Here is a 20246-nt window from a genome sequence, read left to right as displayed (position 1 = left end):
GGTATTTCGCCCCTGCGGGGAGCCTGTATCACCGCTTGCAGGGCTGCCGCCGCTGTGATACAGAGAAAATTGCGGCGCAATTTTCTTTGGCTGCTCCTTATCGGAACAGCCGCAGCCGGCAAGCCGGTTGCAAAATGAGACAGGCATTTTACCAAACAGAAACGGAGATGATGTATGACACGCCACAGCTTTATTCAGATGTCAAAGCTGTCCAATGTCAGGGGAAGAATATCGTATATCACAAGCCACGCCAAGCAAGAAAACCTCTATGCGGTTTACCGCACCGCAGACCATTCCTTTTGGAGCAGCCTCGCAAGGGAAAGCCAGCAGGAGTTTCAGAGAAGCGGCGCAGAGGGGAAGTGTATCGAAGCAAGGGAGCTGATTATCGCCCTCCCCGAAGCCTACACGCAATACGAGCCGTCGCAGGTACTGGAAGATTTCACGGAGGAATTCCGCAGGCGGTATGATGTGGAATGCGTGTCGGCGCTCCATCACAACAAGCGAAAGACCAATTACCACATCCACCTTATCTTCAGCGAACGGCGGCTGCTTGCCGAGCCGGAGGTTAAGATTGCAACCCGCAGCGTATTCTTTGACGAAACGGGCAAACGGGTACGCACCAAAAAAGAAATCACAGGGGAGGACGGGCAGATACGGAAGGGCTGCACCGTTATCCCGAAAGGCGGCGTTTACGAACAGCACCTTTTTACGGTAAAGGACGGGCGTTTCAAAAGCGAGCCGTTTTTAGAGGAAGTCAAGAGAAATTACACCGACCTTATCAACCGGCATATCGCCGATCCTGAGCAGCATTTACGGGTGTTCAATCCCGACAGTATCTACTTGCCGACCAAAAAGATCGGCAAGAACAATCCCAAAGCCGCCGAGATAGAAGCGGACAACGCCGCAAGGCAGGAGTGGAACAGGACGGCGGATATGGCGCTTTTATCGGGGATAGAGGAGGCAAAGATTTTAGAAATCAAACGGACGGAGATACACGAAAAAACGAGCCAGTCTATCAAAAGCAAGGGCTGGCTGCCTAACCTGTTCCGCAGTATCGTTAGCAAAGCGAAAGAGTTTTTGCAGAACCTGATACGCCAGACGGAGCTGCCGCCCAAGCCGGTGCTCAATCTGGATATGGCGGAGTTTGGCGCCATGCAGAAGCTGATGATACGGGTGCAGGACAGGGCAAGGGAAATCCGCAGCTTGCAGGAGGAAGTCCCCAGGCTGAAATCGCAGCTTGCTGAAACAAAGGGTATCTTCAAAGGCAGGGAGCGGAAAGAGCTGGAAGCAAAAATCCGGCGGACGGAAGAAAACATTTCCGCCATGCTGGAAGCACTGCCTGAAATCTTAAAAGAGGACGGCTATCCCGATGTACGGGCGTTCATGGCGACCTACCGCAAGGCGGAGGCTGTGGTAGAGAACTACAACCGGGAGCTTGCCGAATGGGAGCGCAAGGTCAGGGAGAACCGCAGACCAGCCGAAAAAGAACAGACAGCGCTGCCCCAACGGGAGAGCGTGTTAAAACATCTGCGTGAGATACAGGAACGCAACAAGCAGCAACCACCGCAAAAACAGCGTAAAAAATCCATTGACAGAGATAGCCGATAGGCATTGAAAAACCGCCGTTATGGTGTTACCCATAGCGGCGGCATACATAATCATTTTCAGCTACAAAATTAACAGTTATATTTTTTTGATTTGTTTAACAAAATATAAATTCCAATCAACACCAAAATAGTGATTCCAAGTATCATATACATCGTTCCCATATTTACTTGACTTCCGAAAAAATAAAGATTGCAATCAAGGGAATCTTTTAGTTTTTCAATAACCTCTGTTGGAATACCTTGATTTTGCATTTCGACAAGTGCCCCTTGCATTGTATGATTTCGGATAAGTGATGTACCATAAGTTCCCGGCAAAAATGAGATTATTTTTTGCAGCCCTTCTCCAAATGAAGAAATAGGCATATATGCACCACAAATGAAACCATATCCCGCACTGATGATTGTGCCTACCGCTGAAATTTGTCCTTGTGTTGACAAGAAAAAATTAATAATCGAAGATAATGCTGTTCCAAACAAAACAAGGAGTAAAATATCAAGAAACAAAAAGAATATATCTGCGAGTGACATATACCAACCGACAATAGCCACATAAGTAAGACAGATACCCGTTGCAGCAAAGCAAATAATAAGTGTCGAAAGCAAGGTTGCAACATAATAACTCAGCGAAAGTGTAGCTGACTTCACAGGAGATATTCTTAAATCTCTTATCGTACCATTTGCTTTATCTTGCACCATTAAAAAATTAGAACAAAAAGCAACCGTTACACACGAAACAGCAAGAATAGATGAGATAAGTTGACCGCCTACCAGTCCCTCTATTATGCTTTCTGATAGTTTTAATGAATTAGGTAAATTAGATGTAAAACTATCCCGATACACATTCCCAAGAAAAGTCACATAAAGTACAAGCAATATAGCAGGCGTTATCAAAGAGGTAAAGAACATTCCCTTATCTTTGAAAAACAATTTGATATTTCTTTTGATAAGAATGAAAGCCATACTCATTTTTCTGCACCTCCCACCAATGTTTTGCCCGTAACAGCAAGAAAAACATCGTCCATTTTTCCTTTTGTTATTTCGTAATCATTAAACAACTGCGGATTACGAATAATCAATTCAGTTGCAGCCTTTGTATTCGGTACAGAAAGGCGATAACCGTTTCGGATTTGCTCATATTCCACATCAAGTGCTTTAATATCCTTTTCATCTACATCATAAATTGTGATGTAATCCCCAGTATAAATATTTTTTAATTCAAGCGGAGTACCCTCTGCGGATATTTTCCCATCATCAATGATTACAACATAATCAGCTTCCGCAGCTTCTTCCATATAGTGCGTAGTTAAAAATACAGTCATATTTTCATCTTTGCGAAAACTTGATATAACATCCCAAATAAGTCGGCGTGTCTGCGGATCAAGCCCTGTTGTCGGCTCATCAAGAATAAGGATTTTAGGCTTATGAAACAAAGCCCTTGCAATATCAATTCTTCGGCGTTGTCCTCCTGATAATTTACCAACGATGCGTTTCAATAAGTTTTCAAAATCTAATATTTTCGCCAGTTCCTCAAGTCGTTTCTTAAACTCCATTCCAGTAATGCCATATAAAGCGGCACGGCTTTCCAAATTATCATAAACAGAAAGGGCAGAATCCAAGACAGATGATTGAAAAACTACACCCAGTTCACGCTTAATATAGTCCATATCCTTATCTAAATCGTGTTTATCAATAAAAACGCTTCCACTGTCTTTCGACAGTTGTCCGCACATAATATTGATTGTAGTTGATTTTCCTGCCCCATTGATACCAAGAAAGGCAAACAACTCTCCTTTTTTCACACGAAAACTTAAATTCTGAACAGCGTTTACACTTCCAAAACTCTTGTTAAGATTATTGATTTGAATAATATTGCTCATTCAATTTCCTCCTATTTATTTTCTTCTTCCTTTATCTTTTTCAAAATGCTCATACATACCTCAGTAATCATTGTACTGATTTCTTCATCTGTAAAGCGGCACATTTTTGTGGCACAAAGCGATGCAATTCCGTGTGTATATATCCAAAGATGATGATATAGCTTTTTCGCAGATGAATTGCAAATTTTGTAATCTTCTTGAATTGATAATAGAATTTGCTCATAACTTTCATCTATCAGCGGAAGTACGCCTGATAAGTCGGGAATTTGTTTTTGCTCCGTCATAAAGAGGAGCTGAAAAAGTTTTGACTCATTAACAGAGAAGAGAATATATTGTGTACCCACCCCCTTAAAAGGGTGTTCCGCTGTTAATCCTTTATTGACATATTCTTTATACAGAGTTTTAGCAGCTTCAATCATAGCCTGCTGAACTTCCTCCATATTTTTGAATACAGTAAAAATCGGCCTTGCCGAACTGCTGAGGTATGTTCCCAATGCTCTGGAAGTTAAAGCTTCATATCCGTCTGTTCTGACAATATTTAATGCGGCTTCAATAATTTCTCCTTTTGTAAATTTTGCTTTTGGTGGCATATTCTATTTCTCCTTTTATTAAATCAATGGTTTTACATCAGTTGATTTATTATAATCAAAACCGCCCTTAAAGTCAATAAGGCAACAGGGATTACGCCCTGCTGCCTTATTGTCTGCTTATGCAAAGATGATTTCTTCGTTCACAATCTCCCACGCACATGCCAGTATGTTATTTATTCTTCTTATCCATTCAAAACCGTTTTCAGCCTTTAACTGTTCAGTAATACCCTGTGTCCGTTTCATGCCCTCAATGAGCCTTTCAAAGCGTTCCTGTGCCTGTTTATCAATCTTCACAAGGTAGGCGTTGAGCCTGCCGCTTGTAAGAAGATTGATATATGTACCTCTGCGGTACTCTTTGAGATAGTGTAAGTGTCGCTGTCCCCACAAACCGACTGGCTGTTCTTCTTCGGCTGGTAAAACAAGGCAAGGGATATAATAATCTCCTTGCAGTTCATACCAAAGACCATTGCTTTCATCATAAATGTACTTGTCCATAAAAAATCCTCCAGTATAATATATTCGCACATATGCCACAGTTCTCCGATTGCCACATTCTGTTATATCTTGTCATGAGATTTTCTTGCCCTTGATTTTGCCCTTATAAGCAGTCAGGGAAAGAGTAAACTTGTGTGAAATCATATAAAGGGATAAGGCGAGCAGAGTGCGAAAAATCCTTTATATTCAAGGCTTTTGGAAGATTTTATTGATAACCTATGGAGAGCAATAATCACTCATAATTTTATGGTTTTCAAATTATTATTTTTTTAACGAATTTCTTAACAATTCCTTAACATAAGAATAGCAAATTTTCAGGGAAAAACAAGTTTTTCGGGAAAAGAAAAAACGTTTCATTTGTAGGTTTTTACTATACCAATCAATGGATACGTTTTAAAACTCTTATTTTTTTATGAAATTTCAATCTTTTTTTAATTATACCAATTTGAAATTAATTCAGGCCTTCGCGTCAAATTTATATTCGAATTTGTCGCAGCGAGTGTAGCTTTCTGTGTATTCCACAATCACTCCTGTCTCATCATAACCTATAAATTCAAAGTAGTAGACCGGCTCTTTCTTGTTCAGTTCCAAATAATTTCTTTCTTTTTCTGTCGCTTCAATAATCTGCAGCTTCTGAATGAACTTTTTCGGCATACGCGTCTCTGAATCCATATAATCGTAAAGAGAAACTTTTTCAAAATCAATATCATCAATATCCGGAAAAAGCTGAGCCGGAACATAGGTATACTCTACGGCAATGGGCTCATCGTTTCCATAACGAATTCGGTGCAGCGCATAAACAGGCGCGCCTTCCGGCAGATCTAATCTGCAGGAAAAAAATTTTCCGGATACAATTCCCCTTGTAAGGATTTTGTTAGATATCTTAGCTCCATGGTTTTTTACAATTGCGGTGATCCCCGCGTTTCCCCGCTCAGAAATATAGTTTAGATCCATCTTATTAACGATGTTCTTTCTGACAAAGGTGCCGCTTCCCTGTCTTCGCTCCAGATATCCTTTTTTTGCCAGTTCGTCCAGAGCATACTGCACGGTCCTGCGGGTAACATCATACTGTTTTGCCAGTTCCCGTTCACCGGCCAACTTTTCTCCCGGCAGGTATTCACCCCGTTCGATTTTCCGGATAATCCGTTTACGAATCCGGAGGGAATGGCTGTCTCCTCCGCGTGTTGGTTTCTTTTTCATTCTTCTATCTTCCCATATGTGTTTTCCCGCCGCCATGCACTGCATCGCTGATAAACTGTACTTTCTCCTTCAGAATGATATCATCAAAATATTCAATCAGCCGTTCCTCGCTGTCATATACTATGCCTTCATACCTCATAAGCGGCCGGAAACGCGTTGTATTAAGCAGTTCGGACTCAAGCCCGTTTGCGTATACAGCTGTTACTTTTTCTTCCGATCTGGCGATATGTATTTTATATTTCTGCCTCAATGCCGCGTAAATGGATTTGTTGTGTACATCCTCCTCTGTCAGGCCCGGAACCAGATCGCACCGGATATGGGTCCGTTCCAACGCCATAGGAAGACCACTGGCAAAACGCAGGCGCATGATACGGTATACCTGAGAGTCTTCTTCCAATGTTGTCTTTTCCGCCATTTTTTCTGACACGGAAATCTTCTCAAAAGTAAGAAGCTTTACATAGGTGGTTTTTCCCATCTGTTCGATTACAGACTTTCTGGAGTCATAAGCGTTGAGATTGAAATCCACTCTCCTTGGCGCTACAAAATAGCCCGCCCGCGGCTTTGCCAGAATCATACCTTTATCCAGAAGGATTTGCAGCGCGCTTCGGACTGTCCCTCTCTGAACGCCAAACGCAGAGGCCATTTCCCGTTCCGAAGGCAGCCGCATGCCTTCCGTATAATGCTCTGATTCCAACATATATTCCATCTCTTTCGCCAGCAAAACATCCTTTGTCAACACTCTTTTTTTCTTTATCGGATTAATATGAGGTTCCAAAGCCGAACGCTCCTTCCACAAGACATGTCCGTGCGGAAAAATCTGCCGCTTCTGAAAAGGCCCGGTCTGTCATTTCTACTGTAACCGCTTTTTCTCTATCATAACCGGATTTGACCATGGAAATTACAAAAGCGGTAAAAAAGGAGTCCCCTGCTCCCATGGTATCTACCGGTTCCACCAGTTTTACTTTTCCCGAATATTCACGGCTTCCATCCCACAGCTTCTGCCCCTTCGTGCCATTTGTAATCAGTACCAGTTTTGTTCCCAGCCGGATTACCTGCTTTCGCAGTTTTTCCGTTTGCTGTTCCGTCATCTCTTCCGCGGAAAAGAGAGCAATATCAATATAAGGGCAGACCTTTTCCAAATAATCCTCTGTACGGTATTCTTCCTCAGATGAAAAGTCATACGTTCGAACCGCCCGCAAATCTTGCAGTTTTTTTATCTCATCTTCCATGGACGCGTAACATCCGCAGTGAATTACATCAAACCGTTCCAGATATCGCAGATTTTCTTCTGATAAAGTCAAGGTCCGATATTCTCCCTCTCCATAGCTGCATCCGGTAAACACTCTATCTCCATCTTTTAAAATCACATCGCACCGTTCTGTCGCAAGCCCTGTTTTGAGAGGGGATTTTGAAACATCGACCCCTGTTTCAATGAGAGAGTCCCGCACCAGACGTCCTTCTTTATCATCTGCTATGATACCCAGATAGGCTGAGTCCGCTCCGCACTGAGCAGCGTACGCGGCAAAATTCACCGCGTTTCCTCCCGGAAACATAATTCGCTTGTTGGTATAACGATCCACCACGTTATCTCCGATTCCAATTACTCGCATAGCATTTCGATCCTTTCCTGCTGTTTTCTACTATTTTAGCATAACTTTTTTCTTGCGCATAGAAAAAAGTACGCTGCCGCTGATGGATGAGTAGGCGGTATTATCCATGGACTTATGTTCACTGAGAAGCCCTCGTGCGCGAACAAATTCCTGAAATTGTAGAACAGAAGTCGCGGCGCGCGAACACATCGGCAAAAATTCTGGACTTGGTGCGCGACGCGCGAACATTTTGGGTAAAAGGAACGCGTAATTGCATTTTTCCCTAAAATTCTCCCTTCGTCTCTCTGTTTTTAAGGTCTAAATTCCCAAACATGGAATATATAGGAAAATTCGCTTCAAAATCCGCAATTCTGATTTCAGAAAGGCAGCAATGTTCGCACCCCTGTCTTCTTCGCACTTGCCATAAAAAAACTTCTCCTGCTCTGAATATCCTCAAAAGCAAGAGAAGTCTTTTCTTCAATTCTCGAATTCCGCTCATTCAGAATCAAAGTTGCACTTAGCTAAAGAACTCTTTCATGGACTCTAAGAAGCCGCTCTTCTTGTTGTAGCAGTCATGCCTCACTTCTTTGGCCATGTTCTGGATTGCCTTTTTCTGCTTGCCGTTCAGCTTTGTCGGCACTTCCAGAATTACCCGCACATAGAGGTCGCCTTTTCTGCTGGAACGAAGGGACTTAATTCCTTTGCCTCTCAGGCGGAATACCGTATTCGGCTGTGTGCCCGGCGGCACTTTATAGGAAACCTTGCCCTCCAGCGTCGGTACGGTGATGTCATCGCCCAGCGCCGCCTGGTCAAAGGTAATCGGAATCTCCAGCCAGAGATCCTGCCCTTTTCTTTCGAAAAATTTATGCGGTTTTACCGTCAGCACCACATACAGGTCGCCGTTTGGCCCTCCGTTGCTGCCCGGTTCTCCCTGTCCCTTAATGGAAATCACGGAATCATTATCCACTCCGGCAGGAATATCCACGGAAATCGTAACATTCTTTCTGACTTTTCCGGTTCCTCCGCAGTCACGGCAAGGATGCTCGTTGATCTGCCCGGTGCCTCCACAGTCCGGGCACGGTGAAGAACTCTGGAAGGTTCCGAACGGTGTCTTCTGCGTGGTCCGGATCTCTCCGGTTCCTCCGCATTTCGGACAGGACTTCTTGGAAGTTCCCGGCTCTGCGCCGCTGCCTTTACAGGTCGCGCACTCTACATACTTGCTGATCTGGATCTCTTTTTTCGTTCCAAAGGCAGCCTCTTCAAAGGTGATTGTCATGGCCTTCTGCAGGTCATTTCCCTTCATCGGGCCGTTTCTTCTTCTCTGCCGCGAACCGCCGCCACCACCGAACATGCCTCCGAACATATCGAAGATATCTTCAAAGCCGCCGGCGCCTCCGAATCCGCCAAATCCTCCGAAACCGCCGTCACCGCCAAATCCGGCGTTCGGGTCTACGCCCGCATGGCCGAACCGGTCATATTTGCTCTTCTTATCAGGATCGGATAAAACACTGTACGCTTCATTAATCTGTTTGAACTGTTCCTCGGCGTTTTTATCGCCCGGATTTCGGTCAGGATGATATTTCATCGCCATCTTTCGAAAAGCTTTTTTGATTTCATCATCGCTGGCGCCCTTTTTCAATCCAAGGACTTCGTAGTAATCTCTTTTATTTTCTGCCATTACCTTTCCTCACTTTAAGTAATATACCCATGCAGAGCACTCCTGAAAAGGAGTGCTCTGACAAAAGGGCTATTAATTATTTTTCTTATCGTCGTCTACGACTTCGTAATCGGCATCTACTACGTTGTCCCCCGCCGGACCGCCTGCCGCGCTGCCGCCGGCCTGGCCCGCATTCGGATCAAATCCGCCTGCTGCTCCGTCAGCTCCCTGTCCCTGCTGAGCCTGCGCCTGCTGGTACATCTTCGCGGAGATGGAGTGGAACTGCTGCGTCAGTTTTTCTGTTTTATCCTTGATTTCTTCAATGTTATTGCCTTCCAGAGCCTTGGACAGTTCATCCTTGGCTGTGTTTACGGCCGTCTTTTCTTCTTCCGATAAGCTTCCCTCGATTTCCTTCAGGTTCTTTTCTGTTTCATATACCAGAGTTTCTGCCTGGTTTCTTACTTCAACCTCTTCTTTTCTCTGTTTGTCTTCCGCCGCGTACTGTTCGGCTTCTTTGACTTTCGCCTGGATTTCCTCGTCAGACAGCTTTGTAGAAGAAGTGATTGTAATGCTCTGTTCTTTTCCGGTTCCCATATCTTTCGCGTGTACATTTACGATACCGTTGGCGTCGATATCAAACGTAACTTCGATCTGCGGAACGCCACGCGGAGCTGGCGGAATGCCGGTCAGCTGGAAACGTCCCAGCGTTGTATTGCCGGATGCCATTTCACGTTCACCCTGCATTACGTGAATATCTACCGCGGTCTGATTATCCGCGGCGGTTGAGAAGATCTGACTCTTCTTTGTCGGAATTGTCGTATTTCTTTCAATCAGCTTCGTCGCTACACCGCCCAGAGTTTCGATGGACAGGGACAGCGGCGTTACATCCAGCAACAGTACGTCGTTTACCTCACCGGTCAGTACCCCTGCCTGGATTGCCGCGCCGATTGCAACACATTCATCCGGGTTGATTCCTTTGAACGGTTCTTTGCCGGTTACTTTCTTAACCGCCTCCTGGACAGCCGGAATTCTGGTAGAACCGCCGACCAGGATAACTTTCGAAATATCGCTGTTGGTTACGCCCGCGTCATTCATTGCCTTCTGCATCGGTTCGATGGTTTTCTGAACCAGATCGGAAGTCAGCTGATCGAATTTAGCTCTTGTCAGATCCATATTCATATGCAGCGGTCCGTCCTGATTTACAGTAATGAACGGCAGGTTGATGTTGGTTGTCTGCGCGCTCGATAATTCTTTCTTGGCTTTCTCCGCAGCTTCCTTCAATCTCTGCAGAGCCATCTTATCATTTCTCAGGTCAATTCCGTTTTCCTTCGCGAACGTATCCGCCAGGTAATTTAAAACCGCCTCGTCAAAATCATCGCCGCCCAGTTTGTTGTTTCCGTTTGTTGCCAATACTTCAAATACGCCATCTCCCAGTTCCAGAATGGATACATCGAATGTACCGCCTCCCAGGTCGTACACCAGGATCTTATGCTGCGCTTCATCTTTATCAAGGCCGTAAGCCAGTGAAGCCGCTGTCGGCTCGTTGATGATTCTCTTTACATCCAGTCCGGCAATCTTTCCGGCATCTTTCGTAGCCTGCTTCTGACTGTCGGTAAAGTAAGCCGGTACTGTAATAACCGCCTCCGTCACAGTGCCTCCCAAATAACTTTCCGCGTCCGCTTTCAGCTTGCTCAGAATCATCGCGGAAATATCCTGCGGCGTATATTTCTTTCCATCAATTTCTACCGTATGATCGGTACCCATATATCTCTTGATAGAAGAAATCGTTCTGTCCGGATTGGTGATTGCCTGTCTCTTCGCGGTCTCACCGATCAGCCTTTCTCCATTTTTCGCGAATCCCACTACGGATGGGGTGGTTCTGTTTCCCTCCGCATTAGCGATTACAACAGGTTCTCCCCCTTCCAGCACTGCTACGCACGAGTTTGTTGTCCCTAAGTCTATTCCTATTACTTTTCCCATATTAATCTCTCCTTTATATTATATTCTAAATTATTTATTTTTTAAATTTAAAAACCATTTATCAGCTGGCGACTTTCACCATAGACGGCCGGATTACCTTACCGTTCAAAGTGTAGCCCTTCTGCATCACACCCGAAACCGTTCCGCTTTCATATTCCTCGGTGTCTTCATTCATCACCGCGTTGTGGAAATTCGGATCAAATTCCTCTCCCAGAGCCGGAATTTCTTTCAGACCGGATTTTTCAAGGACATCAAAGAGCTGTTTGAAAATCATCTGCATGCCTTCATGGAAGCTCTTATCTTCTCCCTCATGTTCCAGCGCCCGTTCAAAATTGTCCAGTACATTCAGAAGTTCCGTCACCAATTTTTCATTGGCATAGGAGTAGATATCGGATTTTTCCTTTTCCACTCTTTTTTTGTAATTCTGAAAGTCTGCCATCAATCTCATATAGCGAGTGCTTTCATCCTCTTCCGGTTCCTTTTTTTCTTTTTCCGCAGGTTCTTCCTCTTTGTTTTCTTCCGTTCCCTGCGTCTGTTCGGGCTCCTTCTCTTTGGAAGGTCTATCTTCTGCATCAGCCTCCACGGAATCCTGCCCTTTTTTCAGTTCATCCTCCGTCGCCGTGCCTTTCTCTCTGCATTCCTTCGACTCGTTACTCATCCTTACCTCCTCCTGGCAACTTGAACGCGTTGCTTATGTTCTCCGTTAAAAATTCAACTACTGACGTGATCTCACCATACCGCATCCTGGTCGGCCCGATTACACCGATCTTGCCTGCCAGTTTGCCGTCCACATGGTAAGTTGCGGTAATCAGGCTGCAATCCTGCATCATGTCTTCCGCGTTTTCTTTCCCTATGGTAATGATTACACCGTTTTCCCGGTTAATCAGAGTTTTCGTAAAGTCCTCCTTTTTTCCGAGCATTTCAAGGAACATCTTCGCTTTATCCAAGTCATTGTACTCGGGAATGGAAAATATATTGGTAAGTCCGTCCATATACAAATGAACATTCAGCATATTTTCCAGTGTCTTCACAAAATTCGGCATTACTTTCTTAGCCAGAACACTCATTGCTTCAATATCAGTCTCAAAGCTTTCGATAATATCCAGAGTCAATACTTCGCTGATCGTTTTCCCCCTATAGTTATAGGTCATATTCTTTGACAGCAGTTCTAACCCTTCTTCCGTATAAGGCACTTTTAATTTCAGCGCCGTATTGGAAACTTTTCCGCTATGGGATACGATCATCAGTACAACCGTATGTTCATCCACCGGAAGCAGATTGATGTACTTCAGCGTATCCTCATCGGGTGATGGCGTCAGCGCGAATGAAGTCAGATTGGTAATTTCCGACAGGATTTCAGCCGCGTGTTGCACCGTTTTCTCCAGTTCTGCGACATTTTCATAGAGTTTTTTCGCAATCGCATCCTTCTCTTCTTTTGACAGTTCGCGCTTTTTCATCATGTCATTTACATACAGCCTGTAAGCTTTCTCTGACGGCACGCGACCTGCTGATGTGTGCGGATGCGTCAAAAATCCCATTTCCTCTAAATCCGCCATTTCATTGCGAATCGTGGCTGGACTAATTCCCAGATCGAATTTCTTGGAAAGTGTTCTGGAACCCACCGGCTCTGCTGTTGTAATAAAGTCGCTTATAATCGCCTGTAATATTCTCAGCTTCCTTTCACTCAGATCCATCTTCAGTCCCTCCTGTTAGCACTCTCTTTGCATGAGTGCTAATTACAGTTTAAATTTACCACTCTTATATTGAATTGTCAACACTCTTTTAGAAAATTTTCTTGAAATTTTTTCTAAAAATTTATTGCCGGCCCTCTCTCATGCAAAAATCCAGCGCCCACAGCTTTTCTAACGATATTGAAAAAAGACTTCCGGCAGAAGCGCTCTTTTCACTTTACCGCCGGAAGCCCTTATTTTTCAATCTTTTATCGTTTCAGCTGCGGAAACCGCGCTTCAATATAATGGATCGCGAGCCGCTTTACCTCTTCTTCCGGCAGTTTTCCGGTATCAATACACAAATCATACCCTGTCATATCCAGCCATTTTTCTCCCGTATGTCTGCTATAGTAGCGGGCCCTTTCTTTATCCGCCCGGTCAATTACTTTCTTCGCTTTGTCATGGGAAAAGGAAAGTTCCCGCTCCAGTCTTCCAATCCGGGACGCTTCGTCCGCGTATAAAAACAGGCTTACATGCTTTTCCTGTTTTCGAAACAGATACGCTCCGCACCTGCCCGTAATAATACAGGAACCCTTTTCCGCTGTCTGTTTCATAATCTCACTCTCCGCCCGGAAAAGATTCGCGTCCGTCGTAATCATCCAGGTATCGGAAAGATATGGGAGACCGCCCAGGTTCGGAGCCAAAAATGACTTACCCATAGATGGGCTGCCGATCCACTCATCCGTCTGCTCCCGGTTCCATTCTCTTGCCTTGCTTTTCAGAACTTCATTATCCAAATAATAAAATCCGAAATGTTTTGCAAGGCCTTTTCCCAAAATGGTGCCTCCGCTTCCAGCCTGTCTGCTGATCGTAATCACATAATTCGCGCTCATCATTTCACCCCCTGCTTCTGATGCAGATATATCTTTCTTTTATTGTAACTCTTTCCAGTGTGAAAGAAAAGTATCTTTCATTGATAGCTCTTCCGTTCAGACAGCCAGTATCCCGAACAGTTCTTTGTAGTATTCGGAAAAAATACTGTTCTTCGGCCAGATAAACGTGAAATCATGCGCCAGATAAAAATCCTGCAATGGAATCCGCACCAGCGTTCCGGCTTCCAGTTCTTTTTTTACTGCCGCTTCATACAAAAAAGTGATGCCTGCTCCTGCCTCGGTCAGCGCTTTGATTGCACTTATATTGCTGATTTCCACCACTCGTTTGTAATCTCTGATCTGAAAATTGCGGCTTTCCAGATACCGTTCGAAAATTTCTCTGGTTCCTGATCCCGCCTCCCGCGCAATAAGGCGTTCACCGAAGGTATCCTCGATGCGGCGCAATTCTTTCCGCGGTGAATACTCTCTACCGCATACCGGAATATACGGTTCTTCTGAATAAACGAGACTGTCATACTCGCTTTTTGTAAAAAATCCTTCTACCAGCGCAAAGTCCAACAGCCCGCTGTTCAATTGTTTTAAAAGTTCCTGCGTATTGGCAACCGTCATTTTTACATTCGTTTCCGGATGTGCTCTGAGATATTCCGCGATTTTTCGCGGCATGATGAATTCACCGATTGTCAGAGTCACACCAAAGGACAGTGTTTTCACCCCTCCCCGCAATTCCGCGATCTGTTTTTTCAAGTGGATTTCATCATGATTCACTGCCGCCGCGGCACGAAGCAGGGTCGTCCCTTCTTCCGTCAAAAACATTTTTTTCTTTTGATAGAAAAACAGTTTTGTCCGGTAGGCTTCTTCCAGATAGCGGATATGCTGAGAAACGGCTGGTTGTGTGAGTCCTAATTCTTCCGCTGCCCTTGTAAAATTCATATATTTGCATACGGTAAGGAACGTATGAATCCGAAAGTCAAGCATTGAAACACCTCCTATTCTTATCATAACATATATTTATTATTAAATAAATATATATCATTTTATTTTATGATATGTGTGTGGCATAATATCGATAGAACAATAAGAAACGAGGTATATGCTATGAATGTTGTAAAAAAGAACATGCCGGGAATCCTGGCCTGTCTGGTTATCGCCCTTCCCGCCTGGTTTTTGGGGATTGCTTTTCCAATCATCGGAGGTCCGGTATTTGGCATCCTCTTCGGGATACTCATCGCGCTCTTTTGGCAGCCAAAAAAAATTGCGGCCGGAATAAAATTTACATCAAAGAAAATTCTTCAATATTCGATTATCCTGCTAGGATTTGAAATGAATCTGTTTCATGTCATTCAGGTTGGAGGCCAGTCTCTCATGGTGATGCTTTTCACATTGACTTCCTCTTTCCTTACTGCCTATTTTATCGGCAAAGCGCTGAAAGTTGAAGGAAAGACTACAACGCTTATCGGAGTAGGCACCTGTATCTGTGGAGGCTCTGCCATTGCAGCTACTGCTCCTGTCATCCAGGCTGGTGACGATGATGTGGCCCAGGCAATCTCGACAATCTTCCTGTTCAATATTGCCGCAGTCTTCATTTTTCCTCCGTTAGGCCATTTACTGGGACTCACGGATACTGGCTTCGGCATGTGGGCAGGTACCGCTATCAACGATACGTCTTCCGTTGTGGCGGCAGGCGCTTCCTGGAGCGCCTCAGCAGGAAACAACACAGCCCTTGCTTTCGCTACAATCGTAAAGCTGACCCGTACACTGATGATTGTGCCAATTACCCTGGTTCTCGCTGTATATACCACCCGCAAGGCAATTCGGGCACAGGAAAACAGCGGTACCGCAGGCAGCGTTTACAGCCTCCGCAAAATTTTCCCATGGTTTGTACTGGGATTTGTCCTGACTGCTGTCATTAATACCTTTCTTCCTCTCCCCGCGGTTTTTCCGGAATCCCTGGTTACAATCGGTAAATTTATGATTGTTATGGCAATGACTGCCATTGGTCTCAACACCAATTTAAAAAAACTTTTGACCAATGGACTGAGACCGATTGTCCTTGGACTGTGTTGCTGGTTTATGGTAGCTGTGGTTTCCTTAGTTGTGCAGCACTTTATCGGAATGCTATAAATTCTCCAAAATCGAAAATATAATATTGAAAGGCAGTTCGGAAGCAGCCGCTCCGTTCTGCCCGCATCCTTTATCCAACTACTCCTGCCGCATTCTTTTTCTGCAGAAAAGATAACCGGCATAAAGAATCCCTGCTCCACTCAGCAGAAAGATACCCTGCCCTGATTGTAAAAAAGCCGCTACATATCCTAAGTACGGGATCGCCCCCAGCACTTTCCCTTTCAGATCATCCGGAGAAACAAGCCAGGGGTCCTTTCTGTCGTTCCCGTCGCCTTTTGTACGGAATCCTTTCTCTGTAATATCCGCCACTCTATGAGTTACAAGCGCCTGCTCTTTTCCAACGGAAAACACGATTACATCCCCCTTTTGAATTTCCTGTTTTCGTACATTTGTGTCCATCAGACAAATGCTCCCCACATGGATCTCCGGTTCCATGCTCCCGCTTTTCACATAGGCCATCCGGATTCCCGCCGCAAAGGGAGCGGCTGCCGCCAACAGCATACCCAGCAGCATCAATATTCCATTTCTGATTTTTCTTTTCATAATTTTACTTTCCTTTTTTTGAAAAGGAGCAGCAGGACGGTTGCCGCGGCTCCTGCGATCAACGCAGCCGAGAGCCCGAAAAGCGAGTCATCTCCGGTCTGCACCGCGCGTCCATCTTCGTCCATCTCTTCCGCCTGAAAGTACCAGATTAGCTTTTCTTTTTCAACAGAAAACAGATTCTGCAACTTTATAGGAACCGTCAGTTCATAGCGCAGGATTTTTTCTTGTTTTGGCGCGATCGTCGCGAGCACTTGATAGTTACTTATTTTTTTGGCAGAAAGAGGTCCTTTGTAAACAAGCCGGTCCCCGATTCGCAAGTTTACGGAAACGGCTTCCAGCAGGGTCTCTTCTGACCGGCTTTCACATTTAAAAGACAGGCGGATCTTATTTTTTCCATGATTTATCAATTTCAGAGAATCCTCAAAAGCATCTCCGGCTACGGCAGTCTGAAAATTTTCGAACAAATCTTCCGAAGAAAGCTCAAAAGTCCCGTCTCCCTGATAGATCAGTCTATGCGTTTGATCTGCTTTCTTCACAGATCGGTAATTCGTTTTATCTTTTTCTTTTGCCTCTTCTATTTTTATAGATCCCCATGGTATATCTGAATGGAAATCCGGTGTAAAGTGGGCCGCCTGAATCGCGTCAGCAGTCAGATTCACCTGGAATCCAGACGCAGTTTTCATATTCCATGTCTCCGGAATATGGATCCACTCAAAAGCGTTCACAGATTCTCCAGTTTTTAACGGTTTTGTATAATAGAGCTGGCTGCCTTTCTTCACCCAGTTTTCCAGAGGTTCGACCGATTCGATGGTTACAGGCTCCACACACTTTTTTTCCATCGCAATATGGACATTCAAACGCACATAGCAATCCGCCCGCAGGGCTGTGATCCGCGGTATGTAAGAAAGCTTCTGATTAGCGGTGATGTTCCTTCCGGACGCTGCCTCCTGTATACCGTCTGCCGATTTTCTGTACGTCTTCAATTCCAGGTCCACACTTCCTGTTTGAAAGTGGTTTGTTACCGCAATCCCACTGCCAACAGCCCCATATACGGCTGCCCCGATAAACAGACAGGCAAGCAGCAGACAGGAGACCAGTTTCTTTTCACATCGTTTTCTTTTCATGTATGCTTCCGCCTCCTTACCTCAGTTCATTAATGACCAGATCATTATGACTGTAGCGATCCCAGAGAACTTTTTTATTCTTGTAAGTGATCGATTCGGATCCGCCATCTGCTCCCAGCTTCACTTCCGCCTGCAGCAGTCCGGTTTTTCTGGTGTTTGCGGATACGCTTACAATTCCCCCCTGATACCGCAATGTTTCCAGCTCTGTCGCCTCATAAACTCCGTATGGGAGTTTCATTGTCTTTGACGCGGTTAAGACGGCCCCTTCTTGTTTCTGAGCTTTTTCTGTAAAAGAAATCTCCTCATACCAGCGCCAGTTCGGGTTATTTTCAGATGTTATCTGGTACAGAAACACCTCATTTCCGTGGTACTCATAATAATCTGCCTTCGCGATCTGTTTGTGAATCGTCAGTTCATAATAAACGAGAGAATTTGTTATCCGAAAAGCCCGTTCAAATTCTCCGTTCCGGTTTTCTATGTGCTTTACATCCGCTTTGTATCCGGTAGGAACATCTGCTTCCCTCACCTGATAGTTGTATCTTTCATTTTCCGTTCGATATTGCGGCAGATTTTCAAAAGTCCCCTTCCAACCATTACTATCTTTTAGTCTCAGCTCTTGAATCGGCTTTCCGTCCCTTAGCAACTCTACATTTACACTCTTCGGGCGGAGTCCGTAAAAATCATCTTCATCCTCCCAAACTTTTTCCACCTCAACGACAAGCGGTTCGGGCAGCAATCGGATCGTTGAGGCTGCCTCTTTTTTCGGTGCATCTTCCATAGAGGCGTAAACTGTATTTATCACACTTTTTTCTAAAGTTACATTCCCTGCCTCTGCTGAAAAACTAATAACCGCAGTTTGTCCATACGCCAGGGAGGGAAATACTGCCTTCCAGGTATCTCCCTTCACCGTGACATTCCCCTCTGCGCCTGAAAGAACCGGCTTTCCCTTTAAGGTCAGTCCTTCCGGAAGCGCATCTGTTACAACAATATTTTCCCCGGACAAATTCGCGGTTGTCTGCTTTACTGTAACGGTATATGGAATGGTATCTCCCCCTTTATACTCACTGCCCGCGGCTGCTTTGGAAATTTCCAAATCCGGTCTCTGAATTACCGTTGTTACTGGATTTGTATCCTGCGCGTACCCGGAAACTGTAACAGCTGCCTGATTCTGAACGGTTCTGACCGCGGCCTCCGGAAGCTCAGCCCGGGCCGTAATCTTCATTGTAATCGCCTGCCCCTGATAAAATGCAGCGCTCCCCAACTGACCGCTGTTTAGAGTAAACGTTGCGTATCTTGTATCTGGATTATAAGACAGGATCCCCTGGGATGTAATATCCGCTGCTCCGCGAAAAACGCGCGCGGACTGATATTCAACCCCTCTTGGAATATAATCCGCAAAACTGAAATTCGTGTAAGGACTGAATGTGTTCCGATAAAAGATACCTGTTTTCTGGCTCACTTCCCAAGTGATGATATCTCCTTTTACGGCTGATGTACGGTCGACTGTTTTCGTTGGCGCCGGCATATCTTTATACTGATTATATAGTAAAAAACCGGTTTCGCAGTTTCCTTCCGTCCATTTCACGGTAAACTGACCCCCGTTTGTCGGCGCGATCAGGCCTGCCTTATACCAAGAATCATTCCCGTCTACGTCTCCATAAGAAGCGGTCATTTTATTCCCACTGATGGTATTCCTGCAATCTGCCCAGATATAAAAAGTACTGGAAAATCCACTGCTGCCTTCCCAAGCCTCTTTATAGTAATCCGCGCTCATGCCCGCATCCACATCGGATACCCCCTGATAAAATGGCAGATTCACGATCCCCCCTCCGTCCGACCAAGCAGCTGTAATGCTGGTCGTAATTTGTTTTTTCGCTTTATACGGACGGCTGGTACTGTCGCCAATTCCCCCTAGAAAAAAACGTCCGCTGCTGTTACAGCGAGCAAAAGCGGCATAACCGTCTTTGTTGAGCAAGGTGTTTTTCCCCTGCCCTTTTCCAATGGTCATTGCCGTAAACGCAATGGTAATATCAATCTCTCGGCCACGTATTTTCGCCGTTTTCGGGAAGGTTACCGTCAAAAAGTTGCTGTAAGACTGTGTTTTTGAAGCATTGGCAATTTTCGCACACCATACCGTTGAGCCATTATAAGCGATCTGCTTAATATTCGACGCTTTACTTTTCACAACCACATTACTGTTTTTCAGTGGAATTGCGCTTCCGGTACTTGGAACATATCCGACTGGCATTAACTTCGACCAAGAAGCGCCGTGAACTGACGCAGGTTCGAAAGACAACCAAACGATAAGACATACTGCCACAATCCAAAAGCTGTGAAAACAGCTTCGTTTTTTTCCACTTTCCATAGGTTTCCTCCCCCTTATTGTTCCCCAAACGCTTCCTGTGGTGCCGAGGCTCCTTCTGCCTGTATGGATTCACTGTATACGATCATTCTGAAATTCTCCAGCTCCGCTGCCGCGTGCAATGTAGTGAATAGTGGCGCTGTCACGGCCCCGACAGGTAAGGGTTCTTTATAGTAATAATATCCGTCTTTCTGTTTGTCCGTCCACTCCGTCCGGTTCCAGTCGATTTCCAAAGCATCTGACATACCGGGATCGACTGCTTCCGCAAAGACTCTCACATAGCATGGAACACTTCCCCGGTTCCTTACGGTCACTTTTTTTGTATAGTCTTTTCCTTTCTCCATAAATTCCGGCGGCTGGAACACCTCTTCGATTTCCGTCACATTTTCTCCGACTGATATGGTATTGTTTCTGGCGGTATTTGTCACATAAAAGGCGAAACTTCCTGTGGCTGTCAGCAGCAGACATAAAATACAGGCGGCAATTGCAACAAATATTTGTTTTCCTTCTCTCAGCATTTCTATGCCTCCATCTCTCC

19 protein-coding genes are annotated in these 20246 nt (G+C 45.0%); 2 read left to right on the top strand and 17 right to left on the bottom strand.

The window, feature by feature from the left end; translation table 11 throughout:
• The first annotated feature begins 174 nt into the window (after nt 1-174).
• On the top strand, nt 175-1608 hold the full coding sequence (locus H9L42_RS01845; RefSeq protein WP_187301738.1) for a MobA/MobL family protein: 1434 nt from the start codon (nt 175-177) through the stop codon (nt 1606-1608).
• A 68-nt stretch (nt 1609-1676) separates the two neighbouring features.
• Here the strand turns inward: H9L42_RS01845 and H9L42_RS01840 are convergent, their stop codons facing one another.
• The 13 genes from H9L42_RS01840 to H9L42_RS01780 form a co-directional block, all read right to left on the bottom strand.
• Nucleotides 1677-2573 (bottom strand): ABC transporter permease, encoded by an 897-nt coding sequence (locus H9L42_RS01840; protein ID WP_187301737.1) that lies wholly within the window; start codon nt 2571-2573, stop codon nt 1677-1679.
• Entirely contained in the window at nt 2570-3484 is a 915-nt protein-coding gene (locus tag H9L42_RS01835; protein ID WP_187301736.1) for an ABC transporter ATP-binding protein, read from the bottom strand. Before H9L42_RS01835 ends, H9L42_RS01840 begins: the two co-directional genes overlap by 4 nt.
• A gap of 11 nt (nt 3485-3495) precedes the next feature.
• Nucleotides 3496-4074 carry a TetR/AcrR family transcriptional regulator gene (locus tag H9L42_RS01830; protein ID WP_187301735.1) on the bottom strand — a complete coding sequence of 193 codons (579 nt, stop codon included), beginning with the start codon at nt 4072-4074 and terminating at the stop codon, nt 3496-3498.
• Nucleotides 4075-4191: 117 nt separating this feature from the next.
• Entirely contained in the window at nt 4192-4569 is a 378-nt protein-coding gene (locus H9L42_RS01825) for a TnpV protein (protein WP_187301734.1), read from the bottom strand.
• 456 nt (nt 4570-5025) lie between these two features.
• Nucleotides 5026-5769 carry a GntR family transcriptional regulator gene (locus tag H9L42_RS01820; protein ID WP_187301733.1) on the bottom strand — a complete coding sequence of 248 codons (744 nt, stop codon included), beginning with the start codon at nt 5767-5769 and terminating at the stop codon, nt 5026-5028.
• A gap of 4 nt (nt 5770-5773) precedes the next feature.
• The gene (locus H9L42_RS01815) at nt 5774-6544 is read right to left on the bottom strand and encodes a GntR family transcriptional regulator (protein ID WP_187301732.1); all 771 of its coding nucleotides are present in this window, start codon (nt 6542-6544) and stop codon (nt 5774-5776) included.
• Nucleotides 6528-7379 (bottom strand): PfkB family carbohydrate kinase, encoded by an 852-nt coding sequence (locus H9L42_RS01810; protein ID WP_187301731.1) that lies wholly within the window; start codon nt 7377-7379, stop codon nt 6528-6530. Before H9L42_RS01810 ends, H9L42_RS01815 begins: the two co-directional genes overlap by 17 nt.
• 496 nt (nt 7380-7875) lie before the next feature.
• The gene (gene dnaJ / locus H9L42_RS01805) at nt 7876-9036 is read right to left on the bottom strand and encodes a molecular chaperone DnaJ (protein WP_187301730.1); all 1161 of its coding nucleotides are present in this window, start codon (nt 9034-9036) and stop codon (nt 7876-7878) included.
• 72 nt (nt 9037-9108) lie between these two features.
• Nucleotides 9109-10995 (bottom strand): molecular chaperone DnaK, encoded by a 1887-nt coding sequence (dnaK, locus tag H9L42_RS01800; protein ID WP_187301729.1) that lies wholly within the window; start codon nt 10993-10995, stop codon nt 9109-9111.
• A 61-nt stretch (nt 10996-11056) separates the two neighbouring features.
• Entirely contained in the window at nt 11057-11653 is a 597-nt protein-coding gene (grpE, locus tag H9L42_RS01795; RefSeq protein ID WP_187301728.1) for a nucleotide exchange factor GrpE, read from the bottom strand.
• Nucleotides 11646-12689, bottom strand: coding sequence for a heat-inducible transcriptional repressor HrcA (gene hrcA / locus H9L42_RS01790; RefSeq protein ID WP_187301727.1), 1044 nt, complete (start codon nt 12687-12689; stop codon nt 11646-11648). Before hrcA ends, grpE begins: the two co-directional genes overlap by 8 nt.
• 245 nt (nt 12690-12934) lie before the next feature.
• On the bottom strand, nt 12935-13558 hold the full coding sequence (locus tag H9L42_RS01785) for a cytidylate kinase-like family protein (protein ID WP_187301726.1): 624 nt from the start codon (nt 13556-13558) through the stop codon (nt 12935-12937).
• Between the two features lie 96 nt (nt 13559-13654).
• Nucleotides 13655-14533, bottom strand: a complete 879-nt coding sequence (locus tag H9L42_RS01780; RefSeq protein ID WP_187301725.1) for a LysR family transcriptional regulator — start codon at nt 14531-14533, stop codon at nt 13655-13657.
• A gap of 120 nt (nt 14534-14653) precedes the next feature.
• Here H9L42_RS01780 and H9L42_RS01775 point away from each other — a divergent pair, with 120 nt between their 5' ends.
• Nucleotides 14654-15679: a YeiH family protein gene (locus H9L42_RS01775; RefSeq protein ID WP_187301724.1), complete on the top strand. Its 1026-nt coding sequence runs from the start codon at nt 14654-14656 to the stop codon at nt 15677-15679.
• A gap of 78 nt (nt 15680-15757) precedes the next feature.
• Here the strand turns inward: H9L42_RS01775 and H9L42_RS01770 are convergent, their stop codons facing one another.
• From H9L42_RS01770 to H9L42_RS01755, 4 genes are read right to left on the bottom strand one after another with little or no spacing between them, the layout of a single operon-like run.
• Nucleotides 15758-16222, bottom strand: a complete 465-nt coding sequence (locus H9L42_RS01770; protein WP_187301723.1) for a signal peptidase I — start codon at nt 16220-16222, stop codon at nt 15758-15760.
• Nucleotides 16219-17346 carry a hypothetical protein gene (locus tag H9L42_RS01765; RefSeq protein ID WP_187301722.1) on the bottom strand — a complete coding sequence of 376 codons (1128 nt, stop codon included), beginning with the start codon at nt 17344-17346 and terminating at the stop codon, nt 16219-16221. Before H9L42_RS01765 ends, H9L42_RS01770 begins: the two co-directional genes overlap by 4 nt.
• Before the next feature lie 16 nt (nt 17347-17362).
• A complete protein-coding gene (locus tag H9L42_RS01760; protein ID WP_187301721.1) occupies nt 17363-19711 on the bottom strand; it encodes a Cna B-type domain-containing protein in 2349 nt (782 codons plus the stop codon).
• Between the two features lie 14 nt (nt 19712-19725).
• Complete coding sequence (locus H9L42_RS01755; protein ID WP_187301720.1) at nt 19726-20226, bottom strand: hypothetical protein; 501 nt, start codon at nt 20224-20226, stop codon at nt 19726-19728.
• Between the last annotated feature and the right edge of the window lie 20 nt (nt 20227-20246).

Source organism: Zhenpiania hominis (genome assembly GCF_014333425.1).
GTDB classification, from domain to species: Bacteria; Bacillota; Clostridia; order Peptostreptococcales; family Anaerovoracaceae; genus Hominibacterium; species Hominibacterium hominis.
This window is presented reverse-complemented; position numbering and strand designations above follow the sequence as displayed.